The following is a 23,664-nucleotide window of genomic DNA, read 5'->3' on the forward strand; positions in this document are numbered from 1 at the left end:
GTTTTTTGAGAACATCCCGTTCCGCGACGTGACCGCAATGCGTCATGAGGTCGCAGAACGACGTAAATAGTCTGATTTTCACAAGCGCAACTCATCCTGTAGTATGCCGCAGCGCGCACTACATAACGCTGGATCGATGTCTGCCCAAGGCACGTTCGCAATCCTGAAAGCCCCGTCAGCAAGGCCCCCAAGCCGTTGATTGGTCCCAGCCCAGCCGCCAGCAATGGCATGTACTGGTCGGAAGGTTTGTGGTTTAAATGGCCAGAGGCTTCATTGTTAAATTGAAGAGCTGAAAAGCGAAATAGCTGAGCAGAGTGAGGCAAGCAATGACTGAACACGTTCAAGTCGGTGGCCTGCAGGTCGCCAAAGTCCTGTTCGACTTCGTGAACAACGAAGCCATTCCCGGTACCGGCCTCACCGCCGAAAAATTCTGGGAAGGTGCCGACAAGGTCATTCATGACCTGGCGCCGAAGAACAAAGCCCTACTCGCCAAACGCGATGACTTCCAGGCTCGTCTTGATGCCTGGCATCAGGAACACGCCGGCCAGGCGCACGACGCCGTGGCCTATAAAGCCTTCCTGCAAGAAATCGGTTATCTGCTGCCAGAAGCGGCTGATTTCCAGGCAACGACGCAAAACGTCGATGATGAAATCGCCCGCACCGCCGGCCCGCAACTCGTGGTGCCGGTGATGAACGCCCGCTTCGCCCTCAATGCCTCGAACGCCCGCTGGGGTTCGCTGTACGACGCTCTGTATGGCACCGACGCGATCAGCGAAGACGGTGGCGCGGAAAAAGGCAAAGGCTACAACAAGGTGCGTGGCGACAAAGTCATCGCCTTTGCCCGTGCGTTCCTCGACGAAGCGGCGCCACTGGCTGCCGGCTCTCATGTCGACTCCACCGGTTACAAGATCGCTGACGGCAAACTGCTGGTCTCCCTCAAGGGCGGCAGCAACACCGGTCTGCGCGACGATGCTCAGCTGATCGGTTTCCAGGGCGATGCCAATGCCCCGATCGCGATCCTGCTGAAAAACCACGGCCTGCATTTCGAAATCCAGATCGACGCCAGCACCCCGGTCGGCCAGACCGACGCCGCCGGCGTCAAAGACATCCTGATGGAAGCGGCACTGACCACCATCATGGACTGCGAAGACTCCGTGGCCGCCGTCGATGCCGACGACAAAGTGGTGATCTACCGCAACTGGCTCGGCCTGATGAAGGGCGACCTGTCCGAAGAAGTCGCCAAGGGCGGCCAGACCTTCACCCGCACCATGAACCCGGATCGCACCTACACCAAGGTCGATGGCAGTGAACTGACCCTGCACGGTCGCTCGCTGTTGTTCGTGCGTAACGTCGGTCACCTGATGACCATCGATGCGATCCTCGATAAGGATGGCAACGAAGTGCCGGAAGGCATCCTCGATGGTCTGGTGACCTGTCTGGCGGCGATGCACAACCTCAACGGCAACACCTCGCGCAAGAACACTCGCACCGGCTCGGTCTACATCGTTAAACCGAAGATGCATGGCCCGGAAGAAGCGGCGTTCACCAACGAGCTGTTCGGTCGCATCGAAGACGTGCTGGGCCTTGCCCGCAACACCCTGAAAGTCGGGATCATGGACGAGGAGCGCCGCACCACGGTCAACCTTAAGGCCTGCATCAAGGCGGCCAGCGAGCGCGTGGTGTTCATCAATACCGGCTTCCTCGATCGCACCGGTGACGAAATCCACACCTCCATGGAAGCCGGCCCGATGGTGCGCAAGGCCGACATGAAGACCGAAAAGTGGATCGGCGCCTACGAGAACTGGAACGTCGATATCGGTCTGAGCACCGGCCTGCAAGGTCGTGCGCAAATCGGTAAAGGCATGTGGGCGATGCCCGACCTGATGGCAGCGATGCTCGAACAGAAAATCGCTCACCCGCTGGCCGGCGCCAACACCGCCTGGGTACCGTCGCCGACCGCTGCTGCGCTGCACGCGCTGCACTACCACAAGGTTGACGTGTTCGCCCGTCAGGCCGAACTGGCCAAGCGTGCCCGCGCTTCGGTGGACGACATCCTGACCATTCCGCTGGCGGTCAACCCGAGCTGGACGCCGGAGCAGATCAAGAACGAACTGGACAACAACGCCCAGGGCATTCTCGGTTACGTGGTGCGCTGGATCGACCAGGGCGTGGGTTGCTCGAAGGTGCCGGACATCAATGACGTCGGCCTGATGGAAGACCGTGCAACGCTGCGGATCTCCAGCCAGCACATCGCCAACTGGCTGCGCCACGGTATCGTCACCGAGGCGCAAGTGATGGAAAGCCTCAAGCGCATGGCGCCGGTGGTTGACCGGCAGAACGCCAACGACCCGCTGTACCGTCCGCTGGCACCGAACTTCGACAGCAATATCGCCTTCCAGGCGGCGGTCGAACTGGTGATCGAAGGCACCAAACAGCCGAACGGCTACACCGAGCCGGTCCTGCACCGTCGTCGTCGCGAGTTCAAGAAGGCCAATGGCCTGTAACTTGCGCTGACTGCCGGACATGAAAAAGCCCTGATCTTGCGATCAGGGCTTTTTTGTTTGGGCTGAAACCCCAAGCAGGCAGTAATCCCTGTGGCGAGGGAGCTTGCTCCCGCTCGGCGGCGCAGCCGTCGTAAATTCAGCGAATGCGATGTGTCAGGATTAATGTGGATGCAGGGTTTGGGGCCGCTTCGCAGCCCAGCGGGAGCAAGCTCCCTCGCCACAAGGGTAGCGGCTAAACACGATTTACGGTTCGATGCCCAATTCGTGTTTGACCAGGCCCAGCAACTTGGCCGTATCAATCGGCTTGAGCAGGAAATCCACCACGCTCAGATGCATCGCGGCAATCGCGTCTTTTACATCGGCATCGCCGGAAACAATGATGATCGGCATCGCTGCCCGCACCGATTCGCGTACCTGGCGGATCAAGTCCAGACCATCGACGTTGCCCATGCGCAGATCCGTGATCACCAGACCAATCGAGGGTTTTTCCGCGAGCATCTTCAGTGCGGTTTCACCGCTGGCGGCGGTCATGCAGTGAATACCGTCCAACGCGAGAATCTCCGACAACAGCTCCCGGGCGTCCTTGTCGTCATCGACGATCAGCACACGCTGCGGCGGCAAGTCGGGTTCGAGCATGACAGCGCTGAGCGCTTCACGCTCGGCGTCGCTCAAAATATCGTGGTCGGACATGGCACTCTCTACGTTTTCAATTCAGTCACCTGGCACAGTCGTCAGACATCGCTAAGCACAGCTTCAATGTGCACTTCGTCGGATTTTTTTCCAAGAGGCTGACGCGAGAATTTCCGACTGTTTTTGTAGGGTTCTTCCCAAATGTGCCGAACGGCAACCCCAACCTAGACTTACGTCCAATGGGCACCCTGCACGCAGGGGCCGACCATGGCTGCAACGATCCGACAACAACAATTCAAAAAAGACTGCGGTAATGGTTATGAGTAAAGCGGACGCCTTCACCCAGGCAGGGAAGACCGCGGTGTTGCAGAACATTCAGGGCACCCTGCAATTCCTCCAGCGCTTCCCGCCTTTCAATCAGATGGAACACGCCCACCTGGCTTTTCTGGTGGAGCAATGTCAGCTGCGCTTCTATGGCCAGGGCGAAAGCATCATCAAACCTGCCGACGGGCCGGTCGAATATTTCTACATCGTCAAACAGGGCCGCGTGATCGGCGAGCGTCAGCACATCACCCGGCCCGGCACCGAAACCACCTTCGAGATCACCACCGGCGAATGCTTTCCGCTGGCCGCACTGATTGGCGAACGGGCGACCCGCACCGAACACCTGGCCGGCGAAGACACCTTCTGCCTGCAACTGAACAAACCGGCGTTCATCAAGCTGTTCGCCCTGTCCAGCAGCTTCCGCGATTTCGCTTTGCGCGGGGTCAGCAGCCTGCTCGACCAGGTCAACCAGCAAGTCCAGCAGAAAGCCGTGGAAACCCTCGGAACCCAGTATTCGCTCAACACCCGCCTCGGCGAATTGGCGATGCGCCATCCGGTGACCTGCAGCCCCGACACACCACTGCGCGAAGCAGTGAAGCTGATGCACGAGCAACAAGTCGGCAGCATCGTCGCAGTGGATGAACACAAGGCGCCGTTGGGGATCTTCACCCTGCGCGATCTGCGCGAAGTGGTCGCCAATGGCAACGGTGATTTCAGCGAAGCCATCGAGCGCCACATGACCTGCTCGCCGTTCTTTCTGTCGCCCGATCACAGCGCCTTCGACGCGGCGATCGCCATGACCGAACGGCACATCGCCCACGTCTGTCTGGTCAAGGATCAGCGCTTGTGCGGCGTGGTCTCCGAGCGCGATCTGTTCTCCCTGCAACGGGTCGATCTGGTGCATCTGGCCCGGACCATCCGCAGCGCCCAGCGCATCGAGCAACTGGTGAGTCTGCGCGGCGAGATCGGCCAACTGGTCGAACGCATGCTGGCTCACGGTGCGTCTTCGACGCAGATCACTCACATCATCACCCTGCTCAACGACCACACCGTGTGCCGGGTGATCGAACTGACCCTCGCCGAAAAAGGCGACCCCGGCGTGCCGTTCAGTTGGTTGTGTTTCGGCAGTGAGGGCCGGCGCGAACAGACGCTGCACACCGATCAGGACAACGGCATTCTCTTCGAAGCACGGGACGCGGCGCAGGCGGCGGAGATTCGCGGCAAGCTGCTGCCGATCGCCCAGCAGATCAACCAGAGCCTGGCGCAGTGCGGCTTCAGCCTGTGCAAAGGCAACATCATGGCCGGCAACCCCGAGCTGTGCCTGTCCCGGGCAGAATGGGCGCGACGCTTTGCAGCGTTCATTCGCGAGGCGACGCCGGAGAACCTGCTCGGTTCGAGCATCTATTTCGACCTGCGGGTGGTCTGGGGTGACGAGAAAGGCTGTGCGCAACTGCGCCGCGGGATTCTCGATCAGGTCGGCGACAACCGTTTGTTCCAGCGCATGATGGCCGAGAACGCGCTACGCAATCGCCCGCCCGTGGGGCGTTTCCGCGAGTTTGTGCTGGCGCGCAAAAACGGCGAGAAAGCCACTCTAGATCTCAAGGTCCAGGGCCTGACGCCCTTCGTCGACGGTGCACGCCTGTTGGCGCTGGCGCATGGCATCGAAACCAACAACACCCTCGAACGCTTGCGTCAGCTGGTCGAAAAACAAGTCATCGAACGGCTCGACGGCGCGGCTTATGAAGAGGCTTATCACTTCATCCAACAGACGCGCATGCAGCAGCATCAGATCCAGACCCGTGAGAATCTGCCCTGGTCCAACCGCGTCGACCCGGACAGCCTCAATCATCTGGACCGGCGCATCCTGCGTGAATCCCTGCGCCAGGCCCAGCGCCTGCAAAGCAGCCTGGCCTTGCGGTATCAGTTATGAGCCTGTTTTCGTGGCTGCGGCCGGCCAGCCCACTGCTGTCGGCAGACCTGCAACAGCGCCTGGCAAAACTGCCGACCATTGGCGAACTGAAAGAATGCAGCCTGCGCGAGCAGCGCTGGGTGGTGCTCGATCTGGAATCCACCGGGCTGAACCTGAACAAGGATCGCGTGCTGTCGATCGGTGCAGTGGTCATCGAGGACGGCGCAATCGACTTCAGCCAGCAGTTCGAACGCACCCTTCAATGCCGGGAGCTGAAGCTCAGCCCCAGTGTGTTGATTCATGGCCTGGGGCCGAACGCGATTGCCGCCGGCAGCGACCCGGCCGAAGCGCTGCTGGAGCTCATGGAGTTTATCGGCGACAGTCCGGTGCTGGCGTTTCATGCGCCCTTCGATCAGCACATGCTCGGACGCGCCCTGAAGGAGCACTTGGGCTACAAGCTGCAGAACGTGTTTCTGGATGTCGCGGACATGGCGCCGCTGTTGTGCCCGCAGGCGAATATTCGCGAGGCCGGGCTGGATGAATGGATCGACTGGTTCAGGCTTGAGGTGTTCGAGCGGCACAACGCGAGTGCCGATGCGCTGGCCACGGCGGAGCTGGCGTTGATCCTGTTCAGCCGGGCGCGGCAGCAGCAGATTCATAGTCCGTTGAATCTGCAGCAGCGCTTGATTCAATGGAAACGCCGTCAGCAGGCGCCCTCCTTCTAGATTTTCGGCCGAACCATATCCCCCTGTAGGAGCTGCCGCAGGCTGCGATCTTTTGATCTTGTTGTTAAAGCAAGATCAACAGATCGCAGCCTGCGGCAGCTCCTACAGGGCTCACCGTTAACTTCACCCGACCAGTGGCCAATTGCTAACCATTCCCACCTCTGCGAGAATCGCGAACAATTCTCGTTGGTTAACATTTCCCAATCGGTGCGTCTGGTGTCGTCAGTCCCAAGCCCTCACAGTGAAATCGTCGGTGCGTTGTATCGCGACCATCGCGGTTGGCTGCTGAGCTGGCTGCGGCGCAATGTAGCTTGCCCGCAACGGGCCGAAGACCTGAGCCAGGACACCTTCGTGCGCCTGCTCGGTCGCGATCAACTGCTGACCCCGCGCGAACCCCGGGCGTTTCTGGTGGCGATCGCCAAGGGCCTGTTGTTCGACTACTTCCGTCGCGCCGCGCTGGAACAGGCCTATCTCGCCGAATTGATGCTGATCCCCGAAGGCGAACAACCTTCGGTGGAGGAACAGCAGTTGATCCTGGAAGACCTCAAGGCCATCGACCGACTGCTCGGCAAACTGTCGACCAAGGCCCGCGCCGCTTTCCTTTATAACCGCCTCGACGGCCTCGGCCACGCCGAAATCGCCGCGAAGCTCGGCGTCTCGGTGCCGCGCGTGCGGCAATACCTCGCGCAAGGCATTCGCCAGTGCTACATCGCCCTCTACGGTGAGCCGACATGAATCCGGCCAGCTCCAAACCGGTCTCGGCCCAGGTGCTGGACGCGGCGATTGCCTGGCAATTGTCGCTGGATTCCGGCAGTCCGCTGGAGCGCGAGGAGTTCGCCAAATGGCATGCGGCCCATGAAGAACACGCCCGCGCCTGGCGCCAACTGGGCATGCTCGATCAGCGCTTCAACGTCGCCAACGGCCCGGCCCGCGCTGCGTTACTGCAATCGCGCGAAGGCATTCGGCGGCGCGTGCGCAAGCTCGGCAGCGGATTGGCCAGCGTGGTGGCGGTGATCGGTCTGGCGCTGTTTGCCGGTGATCGGTATTTGCCGCTGGATTACTGGCTTGCCGATCAACGCACCGCCACCGGCGAACAGCGCACGGTACGCCTGGCCGATGGCACCATGCTCAATCTCAACACCCACAGCGCGGTGGATGTGCGCTTCGATGCCAGGCAGCGGCTGATCGTATTGCAGGAAGGCGAGATCATGGTCGAGACCGGTCACGGTGATGCGCGGCCGTTCATCGTCGAAACCCGCGAAGGCAGCATGCGCGCATTGGGGACACGGTTTCTGGTCAAGCGTGAAGACCAGGGCACGCGTCTGAGCGTCCTGCAATCGGCGGTGGCGGCGCATCCGCAAAGCCATCCTGAAGAACAGATCCTGCGCGAAGGCCAGCAAGTACTGATCCGCAATAACGGCCTCGACGCGGTCGCTGCGCTCACGCCAGGCGCCGATGCCTGGACCCGCGGCATGCTGGTGGTGGACAACGCTCGATTGGAAGATCTGGTGCGTGAGCTTGGACGCTACCGGCGCGGGCATCTGGGCGTGGCGCCGGAAGTCGCTGACCTGCGCATCACCGGCAGTTTCCCGCTGCACGACACCGACAAGGCCTTGAGCGCCCTGCTGCCGACCCTGCCGGTGCAGATCGAGCAGCACACGCCGTATTGGGTCACGGTGGCCAAAGCAGATACAAAACCCTGATTTATCTGGTGCCCGAGCGGCCGCCATCGCTGGCAAGCCAGCTCCCACAGAGATCGATGTTGAATACCAATTCTGTGAGCTGCGCTGAACCTGTGGGAGCTGGCTTGCCAGCGATGAGGCCGCCCGCAACTGCACAAAACCAATGTTGCCACGCGAATCGGCTGCCCCACTCCCAGTTAATCGACATTATTTTCATCCAGCCCTATCACTTTTCAATTCTCGTCCGGCACACAGGCAATTGAGAAATATTTCCATTCAGGAGCCTTCGCATGTCCCGTTCGCTAGACACCTTGTTGCGCCCCAGTCTGCTGGCCGTTGCCATTGCCCTCAGCGCGCCGCTGATCAGCAACCCGTTGCTCGCCGCTGAACAGGCGTCCAACGTGCGTACCTACAACCTGCCGGCGGTGCCGCTGTCGACCACGTTGAACCAGATCGCCAGCCAGGGTGGCCTCGCGCTGTCGCTCAATCCGTCGCTGGCGGCGGGCAAGACCTCGGCGCCGGTCAACGGGCAATACGACGCCGCCGGCGCTCTGCGCGCGGCGCTGCAAGGCACCGGTCTGCAACTGGAACAAAGCAGCACTGGTACCTACAGCCTGGCTGCCGTGCCTGAAGGGACACTGGCGCTGCCGGAAACCGCCGTGATCGGCGTGGAAAACCTGGAAACGGCCTGGGGCCCGGTCGAAGGCTACACCGCCACCCGCACCGCCGCCGGCACCAAGACCGACACCGCGCTGGTCGAAGCACCGCGCTCGATCTCGGTCGCGACCCGTCAGCAAATGGACGACCGCAGCGTGCACAGCCTCGATGACGCCGTGCGTTATATGCCGGGCATTACCGCCAGCAGCTACGGCAGCGACACCCGCGCCGACTGGCTGCGCGTGCGTGGCTTCGAGCCGACCCAGTTCCTCGATGGCCTGCCACTGCCCAAAGGCGTGTACGCCAACCCGAAACAGGAAACCTGGAACCTCGATCGCCTTGCCCTGCTGCGCGGCCCGGCCTCTTCCGTCTACGGCCAGACCCCGCCGGGCGGCCTGCTGGACATGGTCAGCAGGCGCCCGAGCAGCGACGCCAGCAGCGAAATCCAGTTGCAGTACGGCAGCGACAACCATCGCCAGATCAACTTCGCCAGCACCGGCAAGATCGACGACGCCGGCCAGTTTCTCTACGGCATCAGCGGTGTGGTGCGTGACAGCGACACGCAAGTCGATCACATCGAAAACAAGCGCTACAACATCGCGCCGAGCCTGACCTGGAACATCGACGACGACACCAAACTCACCCTGCTGAGCCAGTTCACCCGCGACGATACCGGCATTACCAGCCAGTTCCTGCCGGTGCAGGGCACCAAGATCGACATGCCGTTCGGTAGCGTCTCGCACCACAAAAACCTCGGCGACCCGAATTGGGAATACTACGACCGCACTTACTACGCGCTCGGTTATGCGTTTGAACACCGGCTGAACGATGTCTGGCAGTTCAAGCAGAACCTGCGTTACACCAAGTCGGATCTGTCGTTCCAGGCCCTGACCGTCGGTTCTTACCCGTACACCCAGGTGGACGATCAAGGCAACGTCGGGCGCACCAGCACCAGCGTTGACGAAGACATCAGCCAGTTCGCGGTGGACAACAACTTCCAGGCCGACTTCGCCACCGGTGACATTCGCCACACCGTGCTGTTGGGGCTGGATCACCAACGCAGCAACACCAACTACCTGTCGATCTACGGTGACGGTCTGAAAACCAACGTGCTGAAGCCGATCTACGGCCAGCCGATCGTCCGTCCGGATCGCTCGACCGCGTATTACGACTACGACCAGAAGACCTACCAGACCGGCCTCTACGTGCAGGACCAGATGGCCCTCGACCAATGGCGCCTGACGCTGGGCGGTCGTGAAGACTGGGTCCACACCGGCACCACGTTCTTCAACAAGGCCGATGCGACCAACACCCAGCGCGACAAGAACTTCAGTGGTAACGCAGCGCTCAGCTACGTGTTCGACTCAGGCTTCGTCCCGTACATTTCCTACGCCGAATCCTTCCAGCCCACCACCGGCGCCGACGCCTCCTCCACCGGTTCGCTGAAGCCGACCGAAGGCAAGCAGTGGGAAATGGGCGTCAAGTACCAGCCACCGGGCAGCAAGACCCTGCTGACCGCCGCCGTGTATGACCTGACGCAGAAAAACGTCGCAGTCACCACCACCGTCGGCAACACCCCGATCACCAGCCAGACCGGCGAAGTGAAAGTCAAAGGCCTGGAACTGGAGGCGACCTCGGACGTCACCGATAACCTGAAAGTGATTGCCGCCTACACCCTGGCCAAGTCCGAAGTGCAGAAAGGCGACTACAAAGGCAACCGCCTGCAGCTGATGCCGAACCAACAGGCCTCGCTGTGGACCGATTACACCTGGCACAACGGCGTACTCGACGGCTTCGGTATCGGCGGTGGCGTGCGTTACACCGGCAACACCTACGGCGATCAGGGCAACACTTGGCTGGGCAAGGCCAATGCTTACACCGTGTTCGATGCCTCTGTGCACTACGATCTCGGTCGCCTGGACAACAGCCTCAAAGGCGCATCGGTCGCGGTCAATGCCACCAACCTGTTCGACAAGGACTACATCTCCACCTGCGACGGCTTCTATTGCTACTACGGCGACCAGCGCAGCGTCGTCGCCAGCGCCACCTACAAGTGGTAAGCGCGTGAGCTGAACAGGTCCTGTCACCAGGCCGTCCCCCGTGGACGGCTTCGGTGTTTTTGAAGGTCATGAAATGAAAAGTAAAACAATTCGCCGCTGGTCGTTCATCCACACCTGGACCAGCCTGATCTGCACCGTGTTTTTGCTGCTGTTGGCACTGACCGGTCTGCCGCTGATTTTCCATCACGAGATCGAGCACCTGCTCGGCGATGCCCCGCAAGTGCGCGAAATGCCCGCCGACACCCCGCGCCTGAACCTGGCGCAACTGGTCGAGGCGGCAGAACAACATCGTCCCGGCGAAGTGGTGCAGTACTTCGGTTTCGAGGACGACGAGCCCAACGCCGTGCTGACCATCATGGCGAAAACCGCCGGTACCGAGCCGAATTCTTCGCACACGTTCATGCTCGATGCGCGCACCGGTGAAGTGCTGGAAACCCCGTCGGCCAACGGAGGCCTGATGTTGTTCATCCTGCGCCTGCATGTGGACATGTTCGCCGGCCTGCCGGGCAAGTTGCTGCTGGCGTTCATGGGTCTGCTGTTCGTGGTCGCGATCATTTCGGGAACTGTGTTGTACCTGCCGTTCATGCGCCGTTTGCAGTTCGGCACCGTGCGCCAGGACAAGTCCTCCCGGCTGCGCTGGCTCGACCTGCACAACCTGATCGGCGTGGTTACGCTGACCTGGGCGCTGGTGGTCGGTGTCACCGGAGTGATCAGCGCCTGTGCCGATCTGATCATCGCCGCGTGGCGCAATGACTCGCTGACCGCCATGGTCGCGCCCTACCGCGATGCCCCGCCGTTGACCCGACTGGCCCCGGCCACCCGCCTGCTCGACATCGCCCGGGACGTGGCACCGGGGATGAACCCGGACTTCATCGCCTTCCCCGGTACGCGTTTTTCCAGCGAGCATCATTACGCGGTGTTCATGAAGGGCGGCACGCACCTGACCTCGCACCTGCTGACGCCGGTGCTGATCGACGCCGGCACCCTGCAGGTCACCGCCGTGGCCGAGCGCCCGTGGTACATGGACGCCATGGGCCTGTCGCAGCCATTGCACTTCGGTGACTACGGCGGCATGCCGATGAAAATCCTCTGGGCGACCCTCGACGTGCTGACCATCATCGTCCTTGGCAGTGGCGTGTATCTGTGGGTGGTGCGGCGTAAAGCGGCAAAACCGGTGACGGTGGAGGCTGCCGCATGAAGCCGCGTCAGAACAATTTCTGGAAGGTCTTCAGCACGCCGCTGGTGATTGCGCTGCTGAGTGCGGCGGGGTTGTTTGCGGCGTTGTTGGGCGATGGAATCTGGGATGCGTTGAGCTGGATCGGGCTGGGCGTTCCGGCGTATCTGGCCATTAGAGGTTTGTTGCAGCGCAGGTAGTTTTTGTGTTGTCGGTGATGGCCTCATCGCTGGCAAGCCAGCTCCCACGGGGGTTAATGCTGAATCTGAAATTTGTGTTCGCTGCAAAAACTGTGGGAGCTGGCTTGCCAGCGATGGCGATCTCACGAACACCATCAATTCCTCGCCAGCCACAGTGGTTGTAGCTAGGCTAACCTGCTGTTCTTCGATGACCACCGAGGTTTGCCAATGTCCGCCCCCTGCATGACCCTGTTCCACAACACGCTCTCCCCGTTCGTGCGCAAAGTGATGGTGCTGCTGCATGAGACCGGCCAGCAGGATCGCGTCGCTCTGCAAGACTGCGTGCTCAGCCCGGTCAGCCCGGACGCAGCGCTCAACGCCGACAATCCGCTGGGCAAGATCCCGGCCCTGCGTCTGGCCGACGGCAGCGTCATCCATGACAGCCGCGTGATCCTCGAATACCTCGACCAGCAGCATGTCGGCAACCCGCTGATCCCCCGCGACGGCGCGGCCCGCTGGCGCCGTCTGACCCTGGCCTCGCTGGCCGACGGGATCATGGATGCCTCGGTGATGGTGCGTTACGAACTGGTATTGCGCGCCCCGGAAAAGCACTGGGACGAATGGCTCGATGCCCAGCGCGAGAAGATCCGCCGCGCCCTGGCCTATCTGGAAAGTGACGCCATCGCCGAGCTGACCAGCCATTTCGACGTGGCCGCCATCAGCGTGGCGTGCGCATTGGGTTACATCGATCTGCGTCATCCGGATCTGGACTGGCGCAGCGCCAATCCACAACTGGCCAACTGGTTCTTTGAAGTGAGTCAGCGACCGTCCATGGTCGCTACCCTGCCCAAGCCTTAAATCGGCGGAACCTGTTCTGGCCTCATCGCTGGCAAGCCAGCTCCCACAATGGATTTGGGTATGACAGAACCCTCTGTTTCAGCACAAATCCTGTGGGAGCTGGCTTGCCAGCGATGGCACCACCTGGGTTGCGGCGGCAGTGCTGCAACAATCAGCGTCACCAAAACCTCCACCTCTCGCTGATCTTCACGCAATCCCAACCCGCTCATTGCATCGCCTCCACATCAAACGCCAGCGGCTTGGCCGGTTTTTGCCCGATCCCGTACCAATCGAGTTTGCGCGTCAGCACCATGAACACCCCGAGCAAGCCGAACAGCAACAGCGAACCCATCAGCAGCGCATAGTCCTCGGCGCTCAGCAGGCCATACAGCAGACCATACAACGCTGCCAATCCCGCGGAAAAACTCAGGCCGTGGCGCACGCTGTGCAGCACGTGACAGACATAAAATCCGATCAACAACACACAACCACTGGCCGACAGCAGATAGGCCAAAGCAAAGCCGATGTGCTCCGACAGCGACAGCAACAACAGGTAGAAGAACGCCAGCGCCACCCCGACCAATGCGTATTGCACCGGGTGCACCGCGAGGCTCTTGAGCACTTCGAACAGGAAGAAACCGGCGAAGGTCAGGACAATAAACAACAACGCATATTTGATCGCACGGTCACTCTTCAGGTACTGATCCACCGGGTCGATGAAACTCACGCCAAAACTGCGCCCGTTGAACGCCTCGCAATCATTGCCCATCACACAGCGATTCATCGCTTCTTGCAGGTTGGTGGAGAAAAACGAGGTCTGCCAATCGGCGCTGAAACCCTGATCACTGATCTCGCGTTTGCCCGGCAGGAAGTTGCCGATGAAGCTGGGGTGCCGCCAGTTCGCCGCCAGGCTGACGCGGCTGGCCTTGCCTACCGGCAACACCTGCAGCGAACCGGTGCCCTGCAGGCGCAGGTCGAAACCGAAGGTCAGCTCCGTGGCGTTACGGGTGTCCAGTGTCGGCAACATGACCCGCACGCCTTCGCCGAGCCAGCCCACCTGGGTGCCAGGCACAAAGTCCAGACGCTGGCCGTCGAGTTCCAGTTTCAGCGCGTTTTCAATGCCGCGAATATCACTGATGCCCACCGCCAGAAACGGCGCGTCGAACTGGTAATCGGCAAAGTCTTCTTTGATGCCTAACTGCGCCGGCAAGGAGAAATGCCCGTTGATGCGATTGTCAGCATGGAACAATCGCGCTTGGTAAATGCCCCGGGCGCGCAGCTCGGTCTGCACCTGGCCGTCGAGCTCGAAGCGCTCCGGCAGAAAGTACAAACGACCGCGTTCCTCGCCGAGCTCTTCATAGCGCTGATTGGTTTTCTCGTTGGTCTTCCAGGTGCGTACCACCTTGCGATACGGCACCACCATCACCGGCCCGCTCAGTTGCTGGCTGTAGCTGGAACTGCGGGCGATGTCTTCGAGCACGCCGTCGCGCAGTTGCTGGCGGTCGTCGATGATGCCGTCAATCATCAGCAGCGGGATCAGCAACAGCAGGATCAACAGGGCAATGGCCCCGAGCTTTATGGTCAAATTTTTGTTCATGGGACTCTCCCTGTTTGGATGGGCAGAGTCTGCTGTTGATGTATGAGGGGAATGTGGGGGGAATATGGAGATTGTGTGGAAAGATCAAAAGATCGCAGCCTTCGGCAGCTCCTTGGGATTGCGTTCCCCTGTAGGAGCTGCCGAAGGCTGCGATCTTTTTAGGGTCTCAAGGCAGGCGCAATGTCACTTCCACACCGCCCTCGACATTGCGAATCTGCATCGACCCACCATGCAACTTCACCACCTCTTCAACAAAGTTCAGCCCCAACCCGGTGCTCTTGCGCCCACTGTCCGGACGCGGCAACGAATAAAACCGCTCACTCAAGCGCGGCAAGGCGTAATCGGGAATCGGGGCAGCTTCGTTGAACACGCGCAACTCGACCTGTTCCCCGACACGTTCGGCACTGAAACGCAGCAACCCGGCGATCGGGGTGAAATCCAGTGCATTGTCCAGCAGATTGCCCAGCGCCTGACGCAGCAGAAACGGCTCGCCGATCAGCAGCAGATCCGGCGCAATGGTCTGCTCGATCGTGAGCCGCCGGCCTTCGATCCGCGCTGCCTGCGCGCGCAATAATTCATCGATCAGCGCCGCCAGCGGCACCGCCACGCGCTCCTCGAGACCCTGGCGCTGTTCCACCTGAGCCAGATTCAACAGGCGCTCGATCAACTGCTGCATCCGCGCGCTTTCACTGTCGATGTTGCCGACAAAGCGCAGGCGCTGAATCGCTGGCATTTCATCCTGCAGCAACTCCGCGGCACCGCGAATGGCCGCCAGCGGACTCTTCAATTCATGGGTCAGCGTGTGCACGTAGCGTTCGACGTAAGCCTTGCCTTCCAGTTGGGTGCGCATCTGCTCCACCGCCGTCGCCAGTTGCTCCAGTTCACCGCCACGGTAATGCGGCACCTCCACCCGGCGCCCCTCACTGACCGCTTTGGCGTAACCGGTCAAACGGTGCAGCGCACGGCTCAGCCACCACGACAGCAAGGCACCGAACAGCAGGCCGAGGCCGATCAGCCCGGCCCCGTAAAACAGCAAACGCCGCTCGGTGCGATCGACGTAAGGCTGCAAGGAGCTATTGGGTTTGGCCACGGTGACCACGCCGATGATTTTGCCGTTGTCGCGGATCGGCGCGCCGACGTGCATCACCGAGGAGTTCGCATCATTCGGATCGCTGCGGCTCGAACGAGCGCCGTACTCACCACGCAAAGTCAGGTAGACGTCGTTCCAGCGCGAGTAATCCTGCCCGACCGCCACGCCACTGGAATCCAGGACCACGATGCCTTTGGCGTCGGTGACGTAGATGCGATGGTTGACCTGATTTTTCGGCAACCCCCAGATGGTCGCCTGCGGCTGGCGTTCGCCGTAGGCACGCAACAACTCGGGCCAGCGGTTCTCGCTGAGCGTGCCGGCCTTGAAATCATCACGCAAAATCTCCGCCATCAGGTTGGCGGTATCGACCAGGGTTTCTTCGGTGGACTGACGCACACCGGGGCGGATTTCTTCCATCACCGTGTTGAGCACGAAGTAACCGGTCAGGCCGATAAACAGCACATACACCAGAAAAATCCGCAGCCCCAGCGACATCAGCTGTGCCCCGGGCTGTAGCTGTAGCCGAGGCCACGATGAGTCTGGATCGGCTCGGCGTCGGCCCGCACCAGACGCAATTTGGCGCGCACGCTTTTGATGTGGCTGTCGATGCTGCGCTCGTAGCCGGCGTCGGCAGCAACCCCCAGCGCGTCGAGCAGTTGCTCGCGGCTGAACACCCGCTGCGGTTGTTCGAGCAGACATTGCAACAGGCGAAATTCATGGCGGGTCAGGCTCAACGGCTGTCCCCGATAGACGATCTGCACACGCTCGGCATCGATGCGAAACAGCGTCGAGGACGCTTCAACCGCAGGACGCGGCGCCATGCGTTTGAGAATCGCCCGGACCCGCGCGGCGACCTCACGCGGGCTGAACGGCTTGACCACGTAATCGTCGGCGCCGATTTCCAGCCCTACCACCCGGTCGATCTCGGCGTCCCGGGCGCTGAGGAACAGCACCGGCACTTCACTGAAGCGCCGCAGCTGCTTGCAGGTTTCGAAACCGCTGATGTCCGGCAGGCCGATATCGAGAATGATCAAGTCGGCCGGGGTCTGCCGTTGATGCTCCAGCGCCGCGGCGCCAAGGCTCAGCCACGTGGTCGTGAACCCCTCGCCCTGCAGGGCAAAAATCAGCGTGTCGGCAATCGCCGCTTCGTCTTCGACAATCAGGATATGAGGCATGGCGTCCGAGCCCATGGGTTAAGTGCGCGAACGGTGCCCCAAGCCTGACCTTACGTCAATGAGACCACTCAGCAGTCTGGCTTGTCGGCGGTGAAACGCCGCGCCGGGTTCACTGCGGCGCCAAACTCGCGCAAGGCCTTGGCACCGATCAGCAGCGGGTAGTTGAAGTTGCTGCGGTCGGTCAGGTTGACCTCAACGGTACGCTTGACGTTGCCCAGGCACAGTTCAAGATCGACCACCGGGCGTTTGGCGACTTCAGTGCTGTCGCCCTCGTCCTCTTCGTCCGAGCGGCTCTTGATCTTGCTGATCCGCGCGATCTTGTGCTCGTACACTTTGTTGCTGGCGTCCTTGGTGCCGAGGCGGAAGCGCACCCAGTTTTCACCGTCGCGGGTGAAGGTCTCAATGTCCTTGGCCGACAGCGAGGCGGTCAGCGCGCCGGTGTCCATCTTGGCCTTGAGCACCTCACCACCGATTTCCGGCAGCGCGATGTATTCATAACGCCCGTACAGGGTCGGTTCGGCGGCCATGACCGGCAGGGCGACGAGGGCAAACAGTGCAAGGAGGGATTTCACGTAGAGGGCTTCCTTGGAAAATGAGGGCGTCAGACGCGAGATTTTAGACAGCCATCAAGGAATTCGTTCGCCCTTGATATCGCATCGCTGGCAAGCCAGCTCCCACAGGTTTCTCTGCCATTCGCGGAAATCACATGCACTGGAGATCCTTGTGGGAGCTGGCTTGCCAGCGATGGGGCCAGCACAAGCCTCACTAATTGGCTCCAGCATAGCCGCCCAAAAGTGAAACATTCGTCACCGCCGATTTGGCCTGTCGCCCGAAGCCACTTATCATGGCGCGCCCATCCGCCTTCATAGAGTTGCTTATGCGCCGCCTGCTCACCGGCTGTTTCGTCACCCTGCTGCTATTGCTCAACACCCTGATCCTGATCGGGCCGTTGATGGTCTTTGCCCTGCTCAAACTGATTGCGCCAGGGCGCTGGCGCGATTACGCCTCGTGGGCGGTGATGTGGATTGCCGAGACCTGGGCGGAAATCGACAAACTGATCTTTCGTCTGTGCATCCCCACTCAGTGGGACATTCGCGGCGGCGCAGACCTGCGCGGTGACACCTCGTATCTGGTGGTCAGCAACCACCAGTCGTGGGTCGACATTCCGGCGCTGATCCAGACCCTCAACCGGCGCACGCCGTTCTTCAAGTTCTTCCTCAAGAAAGAGCTGATCTGGGTGCCGTTCCTTGGTCTGGCGTGGTGGGCGCTGGATTACCCGTTCATGAAGCGCTACAGCAAGGCGTTTCTGGCGAAGCATCCGGAGCTGGCGGGCAAGGATCTGGAAATCACCAAACAGGCCTGCGAGCTGTTCAAGCGCCAGCCGGTAACGGTCGTGAATTATCTGGAAGGTACTCGCTACACCGCGGCGAAAAGTGCGCAGCAGCACTCACCATTCAGGCACCTGCTCAAACCCAAGGCCGGTGGCGTGGCGTTTGTGCTGGCGGCGATGGGGGAGCAGCTGGATGCATTGCTCGACGTGACCGTGGTTTATCCACAGGAGAACATTCCGGGGTTCTGGGATCTGATCAGCGGCAGCGTGCCGCGGGTGATCGTCGACATCCAGACCCGCGAACTCGACCCGGCGCTGTCGCAGGGCGATTACGAGAACGATCCGCAGTTTCGCCAGCAGGTCCAGAACTGGGTCAACCAGCTCTGGACCGAGAAGGATCAGCGCATCAGCGAACTGCGCGGTGAGCGCGGCTGAATCAGCTGCCGCTGCCGGCGCCCCAGATGTTGCCCAGACTGCTCAACAGCGAACCGCCAACACCCTGTTGACCCAGGTATTGCAGGATCACCGGGGCAAACTGGCCAACCATGCCGCTGTCCATGCCCAGCGCACTGAAAGCGTTGTTCAGGTCGCTGGTGGTCTTGACGTTGCCCAGCGCATTTTCCAACCCGGCTGACTTGCCCGACGAGCCCAGCAACCCGCTCAATGCCGCCAGATTGCCGCTACCGCCCGACAGTTTGTCGATGCCCGGCACTTCTTTGGCCAACTGCGAATAATCGGTGCTGCTCAATTGGTTCTTGGCCAGGCCCAACATCGCACTGGTTCCCCCTACAGCTTGCTGGGGCGTGACGTTCAGCGCACTCAAGGCACTCAGCAATCCAGCGGTTTCCGAAGTCGGTGCAGCGGCGGCAGCCTTGTCACCCCCTTGCATACCCGAGACTGCACCGGCGACATCGTTCAAGCTGAAACCGGCAAACACCGGGCTCGCTGCAAGGGTCATCAGTGAAGCCAAGGCCATACCGCGTGAAATCTTCATTCATACATCCTCTTGCACTGTGGTAACCGCCCGTCTAGGGGCGGCAAAACTGCCGATTTGACCGGGTTTGCGCTGGCATGTTCCTCGCCGACGCATCCATTTTCAGGATAGCCACGTATATAAAACGTGAAACCGTGGATAACCCGAGATGAATGGCACAAGCGCTGTCGCTGAACTAGCCTGTGAACAGCCCGAGCAGCGCCCTCGTCGTCCGCCCATTGCCTGGAGAACCTTCATTTCCACCGCCGACCCCGATCAGTTGCGCCAGTTGTTGGCCCAGTGCTCACTGGGCGATCGGCGTGCATTCGAAACCCTCTACCGCAGCGTCGGCCCGCGCTTGCACGGTGTCGCCTTGCGTTTCATGGGCCGGGCAGATCTGGCCGAGGACGTGCTGCAGGAAAGCTTCGTGCGCATCTGGAACAACGCCTCGCGCTACGAAGCCCATTTGTCGGCGCCGCTGACCTGGATGATCAACATCACTCGCCACCAGGCCATCGACCAGTTACGCAAACAGCGTGACCGGCCGCTGACCGACTTCGAACAGGCCACCCTGCCGGACGAAGGCCCTTCGGCCCACGACCTGTTGAACAGCAGCCGCGAAGCCAGCGCGTTGCACCGTTGCCTCGACACCCTCGACGGCATGCAGCGCCAGTCGATCAGCGTCGCCTACTTTCAGGGCCTGTCCTGCTCGGAACTCGCCGAACACCTGGCCGCGCCGCTGGGTTCGGTGAAATCGTGGATTCGCCGTGGCATGGAACGTCTGCGCAGGTGCCTTGAATCATGAACTACCAGACCCCTGCCCTGCGCCGCGCCCTCGCTGCCGATTACGCCATCGGCCTGATGTCGTCGGCGGCGCGTCGGCGCTTTGAACAATTGCTGCTGGACGATGCAGCACTGCGCACAGAACTCGCTCACTGGCAGGAAAGCCTTGCCAGCCTGACCGACGCGGTTCCAGAGCAACCGGTGCCGGATCGGGTGTGGCAAGGCATCACTGCGCGCATCGAACCGCAAGTACTGCACGTCCCGGAAAAACGTCCGTTCTGGAACTGGCTGCGGGTCAGCGCCGCGCTGTGTTCGATCGTGGTGCTGGTGTTCCTCGGTTCCCTGTACAACCGCGACGACGCCCGCTATCGCGCCACCCTGCTGAGTGCCGACGCGCAACCGGCGCTGAAGGTCGAGACGCATGCGGACTATCTGCAAGTCGAACCGCTGACATTGGCGGCAGTCGGGCCTGATCGCAGCCTGGAACTGTGGGCGATACCCGCCGATGGCAAGCCGATTTCGCTGGGGGTGATTCCTGCAGGCGGCAAAGGCAAGGTTGAACTGAGCGCGGCGCAGAAAGCCTTGATCGGCCAGCCGATTGCGCTGGCGGTGAGTCTGGAGCCGAAAGGTGGTTCGCCGACCGGACAGCCGACCGGTCCGGTGCTTTACCAAGGCGCTTTGGCAGCCCTCTGACTCTGGCCCACAAACCTTTGTGGCGAGGGAGCTTGCTCCCGCTGGGCTGCGAAACGGCCCAAATCTTGAGTGGGTAATTTTCCTGAGACGCCGCATGTATGAATTTTACGACGGCTTCGCCGCCGAACGGGAGCAAGCTCCCTCGCCACAGGTTTAGTGCTCATCCCCATAAAAAACGGCGACCTTGAGGTCGCCGTTTTGCATTGCCTGAAACTTACGCCGCACTGAATAGCCGATGCGGATCGATCACAAACTTCTTCGGCACACCGGCATCAAACTCGCCGTAACCTTCCGGCGCCTGGTCGAGGCTGATGACTTGCACACCCACCACTTCGGCGATGTTGATGCGGTCCCACATGATCGCCTGCATCAGCTGGCGGTTGTACTTCATCACCGGGGTCTGGCCGGTGTGGAAGCTGTGGGATTTGGCCCAGCCCAGACCGAAGCGGATGCTCAGGCTGCCCATTTTTGCGGCGGCGTCCACGGCACCCGGATCTTCGGTCACGTACAGGCCCGGAATACCGATCTTGCCCGCCACGCGCACCACGCCCATCAGCGAGTTGAGCACGGTGGCCGGCGCTTCGGCTTTCACCCCGTCATGCCCGTGGCCGCGCGCTTCGAAGCCCACGCAGTCCACCGCGCAATCGACTTCCGGTTCGCCCAGCAGTGCGGCGATCTGCTCGTGCAGCGGCGTGTCCTTGGACAGGTCGACCACTTCAAAACCCTGAGCCTTGGCGTGCGCCAGGCGGATGGTGTTGACGTCGCCGATGATCACCACCGCCGCGCCCAGCAAGCGCGCCGAGGCCGCAGCGGCCAGACCGACCGGGCCGGCGCCCGCGATGTACACGGTGCTGCCCGGGCCGACGCCCGCCGTCACCGCACCGTGATAGCCGGTCGGCAGAATGTCGGAGAGGCAGGTCAGGTCGCGGATTTTCTCCATGGCCTTGTCGCGATCCGGCAGTTTCAGCAAGTTGAAGTCGGCGTACGGCACCAGCACGTATTCAGCCTGGCCGCCGGTCCAGTCGCCCATGTCGACATAACCGTAAGCACCGCCGGCGCGGGCCGGGTTGACAGTCAGGCAGACGCCGGTGTGTTGCTCCTTGCAGGAGCGGCAGCGCCCGCAAGCCACGTTGAACGGTACGGAGACCAGGTCGCCGATTTTCAGGTTCTCGACGTCGGAACCCTTCTCGATCACTTCGCCAGTGATTTCATGGCCCAGCACCAGACCGGTCTGCGCCGTGGTCCGGCCGCGCACCATGTGCTGGTCGGAGCCACAAATGTTGGTGGACACCACACGCAGAATCACCCCGTGCTCGATCTTCCTGCCACGCGGGTCCTGCATTTTCGGATAGTCGATTTTCTGTACTTCGACCTTGCCAGCGCCGAGATACACCACACCACGATTGCCAGACATGCTTTCACCTCGCTGTTGTTTTTATGGAACCGCGTTGCCCAGGCAGGCAGCGCGTTAAGTGCTCGGGTACAGATGCTGATTGTTGTGTTGCCTGTTATGGCCTCATCGCTGGCAAGCCAGCTCCCACAGGTTTCGGGTGGAACTCAAAAATTGTGTACGACACAAATCCCTGTGGGAGCTGGCTTGCCAGCGATGGCGATCTAAAGAACGACAGTTCTGTTGGCGTTCAAAAACACCCTTCTTTCGATGTGATAACCCACGGCCCGGGCCAAAGTCAGGCCCTCGATATCACGCCCCTTGGCGATCAAATCTTCCGGGTAATGACTGTGATCCACCGCCTCGACGCCCTGGGCAATGATCGGCCCTTCATCGAGGTCGTTGTTGATGTAATGCGCCGTCGCACCGACCAGCTTCACGCCCTTGTTGTAGGCCTGGTGATACGGCTTGGCACCCTTGAACCCTGGCAGCAACGAGTGATGGATGTTGATCGCCTTGCCATCGAGCTTGCGGCACAACTCCGGTGACAGCACCTGCATGTAGCGGGCGAGGATCACCAGTTCGGCGCCGGACTCTTCGATCACCTGCCACACCTGACGCTCCTGCGACGGCTTGTCGTTGGGGTCGAGGGGGAAATGGTAGTAGGGAATCTGGTGCCAGTCGGCCAGCGGCTTGAGATCCGGGTGGTTGGACACCACCGCCGCCACGTCCATCGACAACTGGCCGATGCGCTGGCGGTAGAGCAAATCGTTGAGGCAGTGATCGGCCTTGGAGACCATGATCACCACTTTCGGCCGGTAGTTCGGCGCAGTCAGCTCGAAGACCATGCCAAACGCCTGACCACGCTCGGCGAGGCCGGCGCGGAAGGACTGCTCGTCGAAACCCTCGGGCTGACGGAATTCCACGCGAATGAAGAAGCGGCCCGAGAGCCGGTCATCGAACGAATGGTGCTCGGTGACGTAGCAACCCTGCTCGAACAGAAAACGCGTCACCGCGTCCACCGTGCCGAGCACGCTGGGGCAGTCGGCGGTCAGAATCCATGTGTCTGGGGCGCGGCTCATGGTGCGGTGACTCCTGTTTCAACATCTGTGAGCAGAGTGAACTCTGTGGCGAATGAGTTCTGTGGCGAGGGAGCTTGCTCCCGCTGGGTTGCGAAGCGACCCAAAAATCAGCAACCGCGTTCTTCCAGAAAGAATGCGCTCGCAGGTTTTTGCGACTGCTTCGCAGCGGAGCGGGAGCAAGCTCCCTCGCCACAAGAAGCAATCGCGGCAACCACTTAGTGTTACGCCTGCACGCTCAGCCCGTACTCGGCCGAAGCATCCTGCAACCACAACCACCAGTAATCCGAGAAGCTACGGCGGATCAGCAGTTCCCAGGTGTCTTCGGCGGTGTGGCGAATCATCAGCTGCGACTTGGCGAACACCGTGCCCACCGCTTTGCCGACCGGAAAATTGTTCGGGTGCACGTCATAGCTGGTGGATTTCATCAGCACCTGACGCACGTTCGGCCCGCTCAGTTCGAGCACCTGCTGGCCGCCGCTGACGTTGACGATCGCGATGTGCAGATCGCCCAGCGCTTCGCGCAGTTTCTGCTCGGCGGCGAACTCTTCACCGCTTGGTACGATCAGCAGCCACTCGTCCGGGCCCATCCATTGCAGGCTGGTTTCGCCTTTGACGATGACGCTCAGGGCGCCCGGCAACTCAATGCCGAGGGCCTTGTGCACGCCGGCGGCGAAGGCTGCATCGTGGCCATCGCCACGAATGGTCAGGTGACCGAGGAGTTTCTTTTCACGCACGATGACGCCGGCGTTCTTGCGACCCTTGCCGACCAGGCTGGCGAGGTCGGCATGGTGCAGCGACGACTCGGCCTTGGCCCCGGTGGTCGGGCGTTGTTGGTACACGTTGGCTGTGGTCATAAAGCACCTATCTCAA

Annotated in this window: 21 protein-coding genes; 12 read left to right on the top strand and 9 right to left on the bottom strand. The window is 61.1% G+C overall.

The features are described from left to right. The first annotated feature begins 326 nt into the window (after positions 1-326). Positions 327-2,504, top strand: coding sequence for a malate synthase G (locus tag B1722_RS16780; protein WP_086793544.1), 2,178 nt, complete (start codon positions 327-329; stop codon positions 2,502-2,504). A gap of 243 nt (positions 2,505-2,747) precedes the next feature. Here the strand turns inward: B1722_RS16780 and B1722_RS16785 are convergent, their stop codons facing one another. Continuing rightward, a complete protein-coding gene (locus B1722_RS16785) occupies positions 2,748-3,194 on the bottom strand; it encodes a response regulator (protein ID WP_041069952.1) in 447 nt (148 codons plus the stop codon). 259 nt (positions 3,195-3,453) lie between these two features. Between B1722_RS16785 and B1722_RS16790 the strand changes: the two genes are divergently transcribed. From B1722_RS16790 to B1722_RS16825, 8 genes are all read left to right on the top strand, one after another. Continuing rightward, complete coding sequence (locus tag B1722_RS16790; RefSeq protein WP_302480352.1) at positions 3,454-5,388, top strand: putative nucleotidyltransferase substrate binding domain-containing protein; 1,935 nt, start codon at positions 3,454-3,456, stop codon at positions 5,386-5,388. Continuing rightward, positions 5,385-6,092, top strand: coding sequence for a PolC-type DNA polymerase III (locus B1722_RS16795; protein WP_086793546.1), 708 nt, complete (start codon positions 5,385-5,387; stop codon positions 6,090-6,092). Before B1722_RS16790 ends, B1722_RS16795 begins: the two co-directional genes overlap by 4 nt. Positions 6,093-6,308: 216 nt before the next feature. Beyond that, positions 6,309-6,827, top strand: a complete 519-nt coding sequence (locus B1722_RS16800) for an RNA polymerase sigma factor (RefSeq protein ID WP_041070166.1) — start codon at positions 6,309-6,311, stop codon at positions 6,825-6,827. Beyond that, positions 6,824-7,795: a FecR domain-containing protein gene (locus B1722_RS16805; protein WP_086793548.1), complete on the top strand. Its 972-nt coding sequence runs from the start codon at positions 6,824-6,826 to the stop codon at positions 7,793-7,795. The genes B1722_RS16800 and B1722_RS16805 overlap by 4 nt, the downstream gene beginning before the upstream one ends. A 269-nt stretch (positions 7,796-8,064) precedes the next feature. Further along, on the top strand, positions 8,065-10,491 hold the full coding sequence (locus B1722_RS16810) for a TonB-dependent siderophore receptor (protein WP_086793550.1): 2,427 nt from the start codon (positions 8,065-8,067) through the stop codon (positions 10,489-10,491). Positions 10,492-10,564: 73 nt separating this feature from the next. After that, entirely contained in the window at positions 10,565-11,689 is a 1,125-nt protein-coding gene (locus B1722_RS16815; RefSeq protein WP_041070163.1) for a PepSY domain-containing protein, read from the top strand. Then, on the top strand, positions 11,686-11,865 hold the full coding sequence (locus B1722_RS16820; RefSeq protein WP_086793552.1) for a hypothetical protein: 180 nt from the start codon (positions 11,686-11,688) through the stop codon (positions 11,863-11,865). The genes B1722_RS16815 and B1722_RS16820 overlap by 4 nt, the downstream gene beginning before the upstream one ends. A 207-nt stretch (positions 11,866-12,072) precedes the next feature. Further along, positions 12,073-12,702 (top strand): glutathione S-transferase, encoded by a 630-nt coding sequence (locus tag B1722_RS16825; protein ID WP_086793555.1) that lies wholly within the window; start codon positions 12,073-12,075, stop codon positions 12,700-12,702. Positions 12,703-12,907: 205 nt separating this feature from the next. Here the strand turns inward: B1722_RS16825 and creD are convergent, their stop codons facing one another. The 4 genes from creD to B1722_RS16850 all read right to left on the bottom strand — a co-directional run bounded on the left by creD (position 12,908) and on the right by B1722_RS16850 (position 17,115). Beyond that, positions 12,908-14,278 carry a cell envelope integrity protein CreD gene (gene creD, locus B1722_RS16835; protein WP_041069934.1) on the bottom strand — a complete coding sequence of 457 codons (1,371 nt, stop codon included), beginning with the start codon at positions 14,276-14,278 and terminating at the stop codon, positions 12,908-12,910. A gap of 166 nt (positions 14,279-14,444) precedes the next feature. After that, a complete protein-coding gene (creC, locus tag B1722_RS16840; RefSeq protein WP_086793557.1) occupies positions 14,445-15,863 on the bottom strand; it encodes a two-component system sensor histidine kinase CreC in 1,419 nt (472 codons plus the stop codon). Then, the gene (creB, locus tag B1722_RS16845) at positions 15,863-16,543 is read right to left on the bottom strand and encodes a two-component system response regulator CreB (RefSeq protein ID WP_041070160.1); all 681 of its coding nucleotides are present in this window, start codon (positions 16,541-16,543) and stop codon (positions 15,863-15,865) included. The genes creC and creB overlap by 1 nt, the downstream gene beginning before the upstream one ends. A gap of 68 nt (positions 16,544-16,611) precedes the next feature. After that, the gene (locus tag B1722_RS16850; protein WP_041069928.1) at positions 16,612-17,115 is read right to left on the bottom strand and encodes an ATP-dependent zinc protease; all 504 of its coding nucleotides are present in this window, start codon (positions 17,113-17,115) and stop codon (positions 16,612-16,614) included. Between the two features lie 305 nt (positions 17,116-17,420). On the opposite strand from B1722_RS16850, the gene B1722_RS16855 reads away from it, so the two are divergent. Further along, on the top strand, positions 17,421-18,308 hold the full coding sequence (locus B1722_RS16855) for an acyltransferase (RefSeq protein WP_086793559.1): 888 nt from the start codon (positions 17,421-17,423) through the stop codon (positions 18,306-18,308). A 1-nt stretch (position 18,309) separates the two neighbouring features. Here the strand turns inward: B1722_RS16855 and B1722_RS16860 are convergent, their stop codons facing one another. Then, complete coding sequence (locus B1722_RS16860) at positions 18,310-18,867, bottom strand: DUF2780 domain-containing protein (RefSeq protein ID WP_041069921.1); 558 nt, start codon at positions 18,865-18,867, stop codon at positions 18,310-18,312. A gap of 148 nt (positions 18,868-19,015) precedes the next feature. Here B1722_RS16860 and B1722_RS16865 point away from each other — a divergent pair, with 148 nt between their 5' ends. Together B1722_RS16865 and B1722_RS16870 are read left to right on the top strand one after the other, a co-directional pair. After that, positions 19,016-19,651: an RNA polymerase sigma factor gene (locus B1722_RS16865; protein ID WP_086793561.1), complete on the top strand. Its 636-nt coding sequence runs from the start codon at positions 19,016-19,018 to the stop codon at positions 19,649-19,651. Beyond that, the gene (locus B1722_RS16870; protein ID WP_086793563.1) at positions 19,648-20,322 is read left to right on the top strand and encodes an anti-sigma factor domain-containing protein; all 675 of its coding nucleotides are present in this window, start codon (positions 19,648-19,650) and stop codon (positions 20,320-20,322) included. The genes B1722_RS16865 and B1722_RS16870 overlap by 4 nt, the downstream gene beginning before the upstream one ends. Before the next feature lie 214 nt (positions 20,323-20,536). Here the strand turns inward: B1722_RS16870 and fdhA are convergent, their stop codons facing one another. The 3 genes from fdhA to B1722_RS16885 all read right to left on the bottom strand — a co-directional run bounded on the left by fdhA (position 20,537) and on the right by B1722_RS16885 (position 23,648). Then, a complete protein-coding gene (gene fdhA, locus B1722_RS16875; RefSeq protein ID WP_027610665.1) occupies positions 20,537-21,736 on the bottom strand; it encodes a formaldehyde dehydrogenase, glutathione-independent in 1,200 nt (399 codons plus the stop codon). Positions 21,737-21,936: 200 nt separating this feature from the next. Then, positions 21,937-22,794, bottom strand: coding sequence for a formyltetrahydrofolate deformylase (gene purU, locus B1722_RS16880; RefSeq protein WP_086793564.1), 858 nt, complete (start codon positions 22,792-22,794; stop codon positions 21,937-21,939). Between the two features lie 221 nt (positions 22,795-23,015). Continuing rightward, the gene (locus tag B1722_RS16885) at positions 23,016-23,648 is read right to left on the bottom strand and encodes a sarcosine oxidase subunit gamma (RefSeq protein ID WP_008086919.1); all 633 of its coding nucleotides are present in this window, start codon (positions 23,646-23,648) and stop codon (positions 23,016-23,018) included. Between the last annotated feature and the right edge of the window lie 16 nt (positions 23,649-23,664).

The sequence above is a fragment of the Pseudomonas sp. SCPG-7 genome, assembly GCF_002156405.1.
Classification (GTDB): domain Bacteria; phylum Pseudomonadota; class Gammaproteobacteria; order Pseudomonadales; family Pseudomonadaceae; genus Aquipseudomonas; species Aquipseudomonas parakoreensis.

What these genes read in the sequence shown, in the direction of transcription:
- B1722_RS16865 (WP_086793561.1), top strand. Translation starts at nt 19,016, where the DNA reads ATGAATGGCACAAGCGCTGTCGCTGAACTAGCCTGTGAACAGCCCGAG.
- B1722_RS16805 (WP_086793548.1), top strand. Translation starts at nt 6,824, where the DNA reads ATGAATCCGGCCAGCTCCAAACCGGTCTCGGCCCAGGTGCTGGACGCG.
- purU (WP_086793564.1), bottom strand. Translation starts at nt 22,794, where the DNA reads ATGAGCCGCGCCCCAGACACATGGATTCTGACCGCCGACTGCCCCAGC.
- B1722_RS16860 (WP_041069921.1), bottom strand. Translation starts at nt 18,867, where the DNA reads ATGAAGATTTCACGCGGTATGGCCTTGGCTTCACTGATGACCCTTGCA.
- B1722_RS16790 (WP_302480352.1), top strand. Translation starts at nt 3,454, where the DNA reads ATGAGTAAAGCGGACGCCTTCACCCAGGCAGGGAAGACCGCGGTGTTG.
- creB (WP_041070160.1), bottom strand. Translation starts at nt 16,543, where the DNA reads ATGCCTCATATCCTGATTGTCGAAGACGAAGCGGCGATTGCCGACACG.
- B1722_RS16810 (WP_086793550.1), top strand. Translation starts at nt 8,065, where the DNA reads ATGTCCCGTTCGCTAGACACCTTGTTGCGCCCCAGTCTGCTGGCCGTT.
- B1722_RS16855 (WP_086793559.1), top strand. Translation starts at nt 17,421, where the DNA reads ATGCGCCGCCTGCTCACCGGCTGTTTCGTCACCCTGCTGCTATTGCTC.
- B1722_RS16815 (WP_041070163.1), top strand. Translation starts at nt 10,565, where the DNA reads ATGAAAAGTAAAACAATTCGCCGCTGGTCGTTCATCCACACCTGGACC.
- B1722_RS16870 (WP_086793563.1), top strand. Translation starts at nt 19,648, where the DNA reads ATGAACTACCAGACCCCTGCCCTGCGCCGCGCCCTCGCTGCCGATTAC.
- creD (WP_041069934.1), bottom strand. Translation starts at nt 14,278, where the DNA reads ATGAACAAAAATTTGACCATAAAGCTCGGGGCCATTGCCCTGTTGATC.
- B1722_RS16885 (WP_008086919.1), bottom strand. Translation starts at nt 23,648, where the DNA reads ATGACCACAGCCAACGTGTACCAACAACGCCCGACCACCGGGGCCAAG.
- B1722_RS16780 (WP_086793544.1), top strand. Translation starts at nt 327, where the DNA reads ATGACTGAACACGTTCAAGTCGGTGGCCTGCAGGTCGCCAAAGTCCTG.
- fdhA (WP_027610665.1), bottom strand. Translation starts at nt 21,736, where the DNA reads ATGTCTGGCAATCGTGGTGTGGTGTATCTCGGCGCTGGCAAGGTCGAA.
- B1722_RS16825 (WP_086793555.1), top strand. Translation starts at nt 12,073, where the DNA reads ATGTCCGCCCCCTGCATGACCCTGTTCCACAACACGCTCTCCCCGTTC.
- B1722_RS16795 (WP_086793546.1), top strand. Translation starts at nt 5,385, where the DNA reads ATGAGCCTGTTTTCGTGGCTGCGGCCGGCCAGCCCACTGCTGTCGGCA.
- B1722_RS16785 (WP_041069952.1), bottom strand. Translation starts at nt 3,194, where the DNA reads ATGTCCGACCACGATATTTTGAGCGACGCCGAGCGTGAAGCGCTCAGC.
- creC (WP_086793557.1), bottom strand. Translation starts at nt 15,863, where the DNA reads ATGTCGCTGGGGCTGCGGATTTTTCTGGTGTATGTGCTGTTTATCGGC.
- B1722_RS16820 (WP_086793552.1), top strand. Translation starts at nt 11,686, where the DNA reads ATGAAGCCGCGTCAGAACAATTTCTGGAAGGTCTTCAGCACGCCGCTG.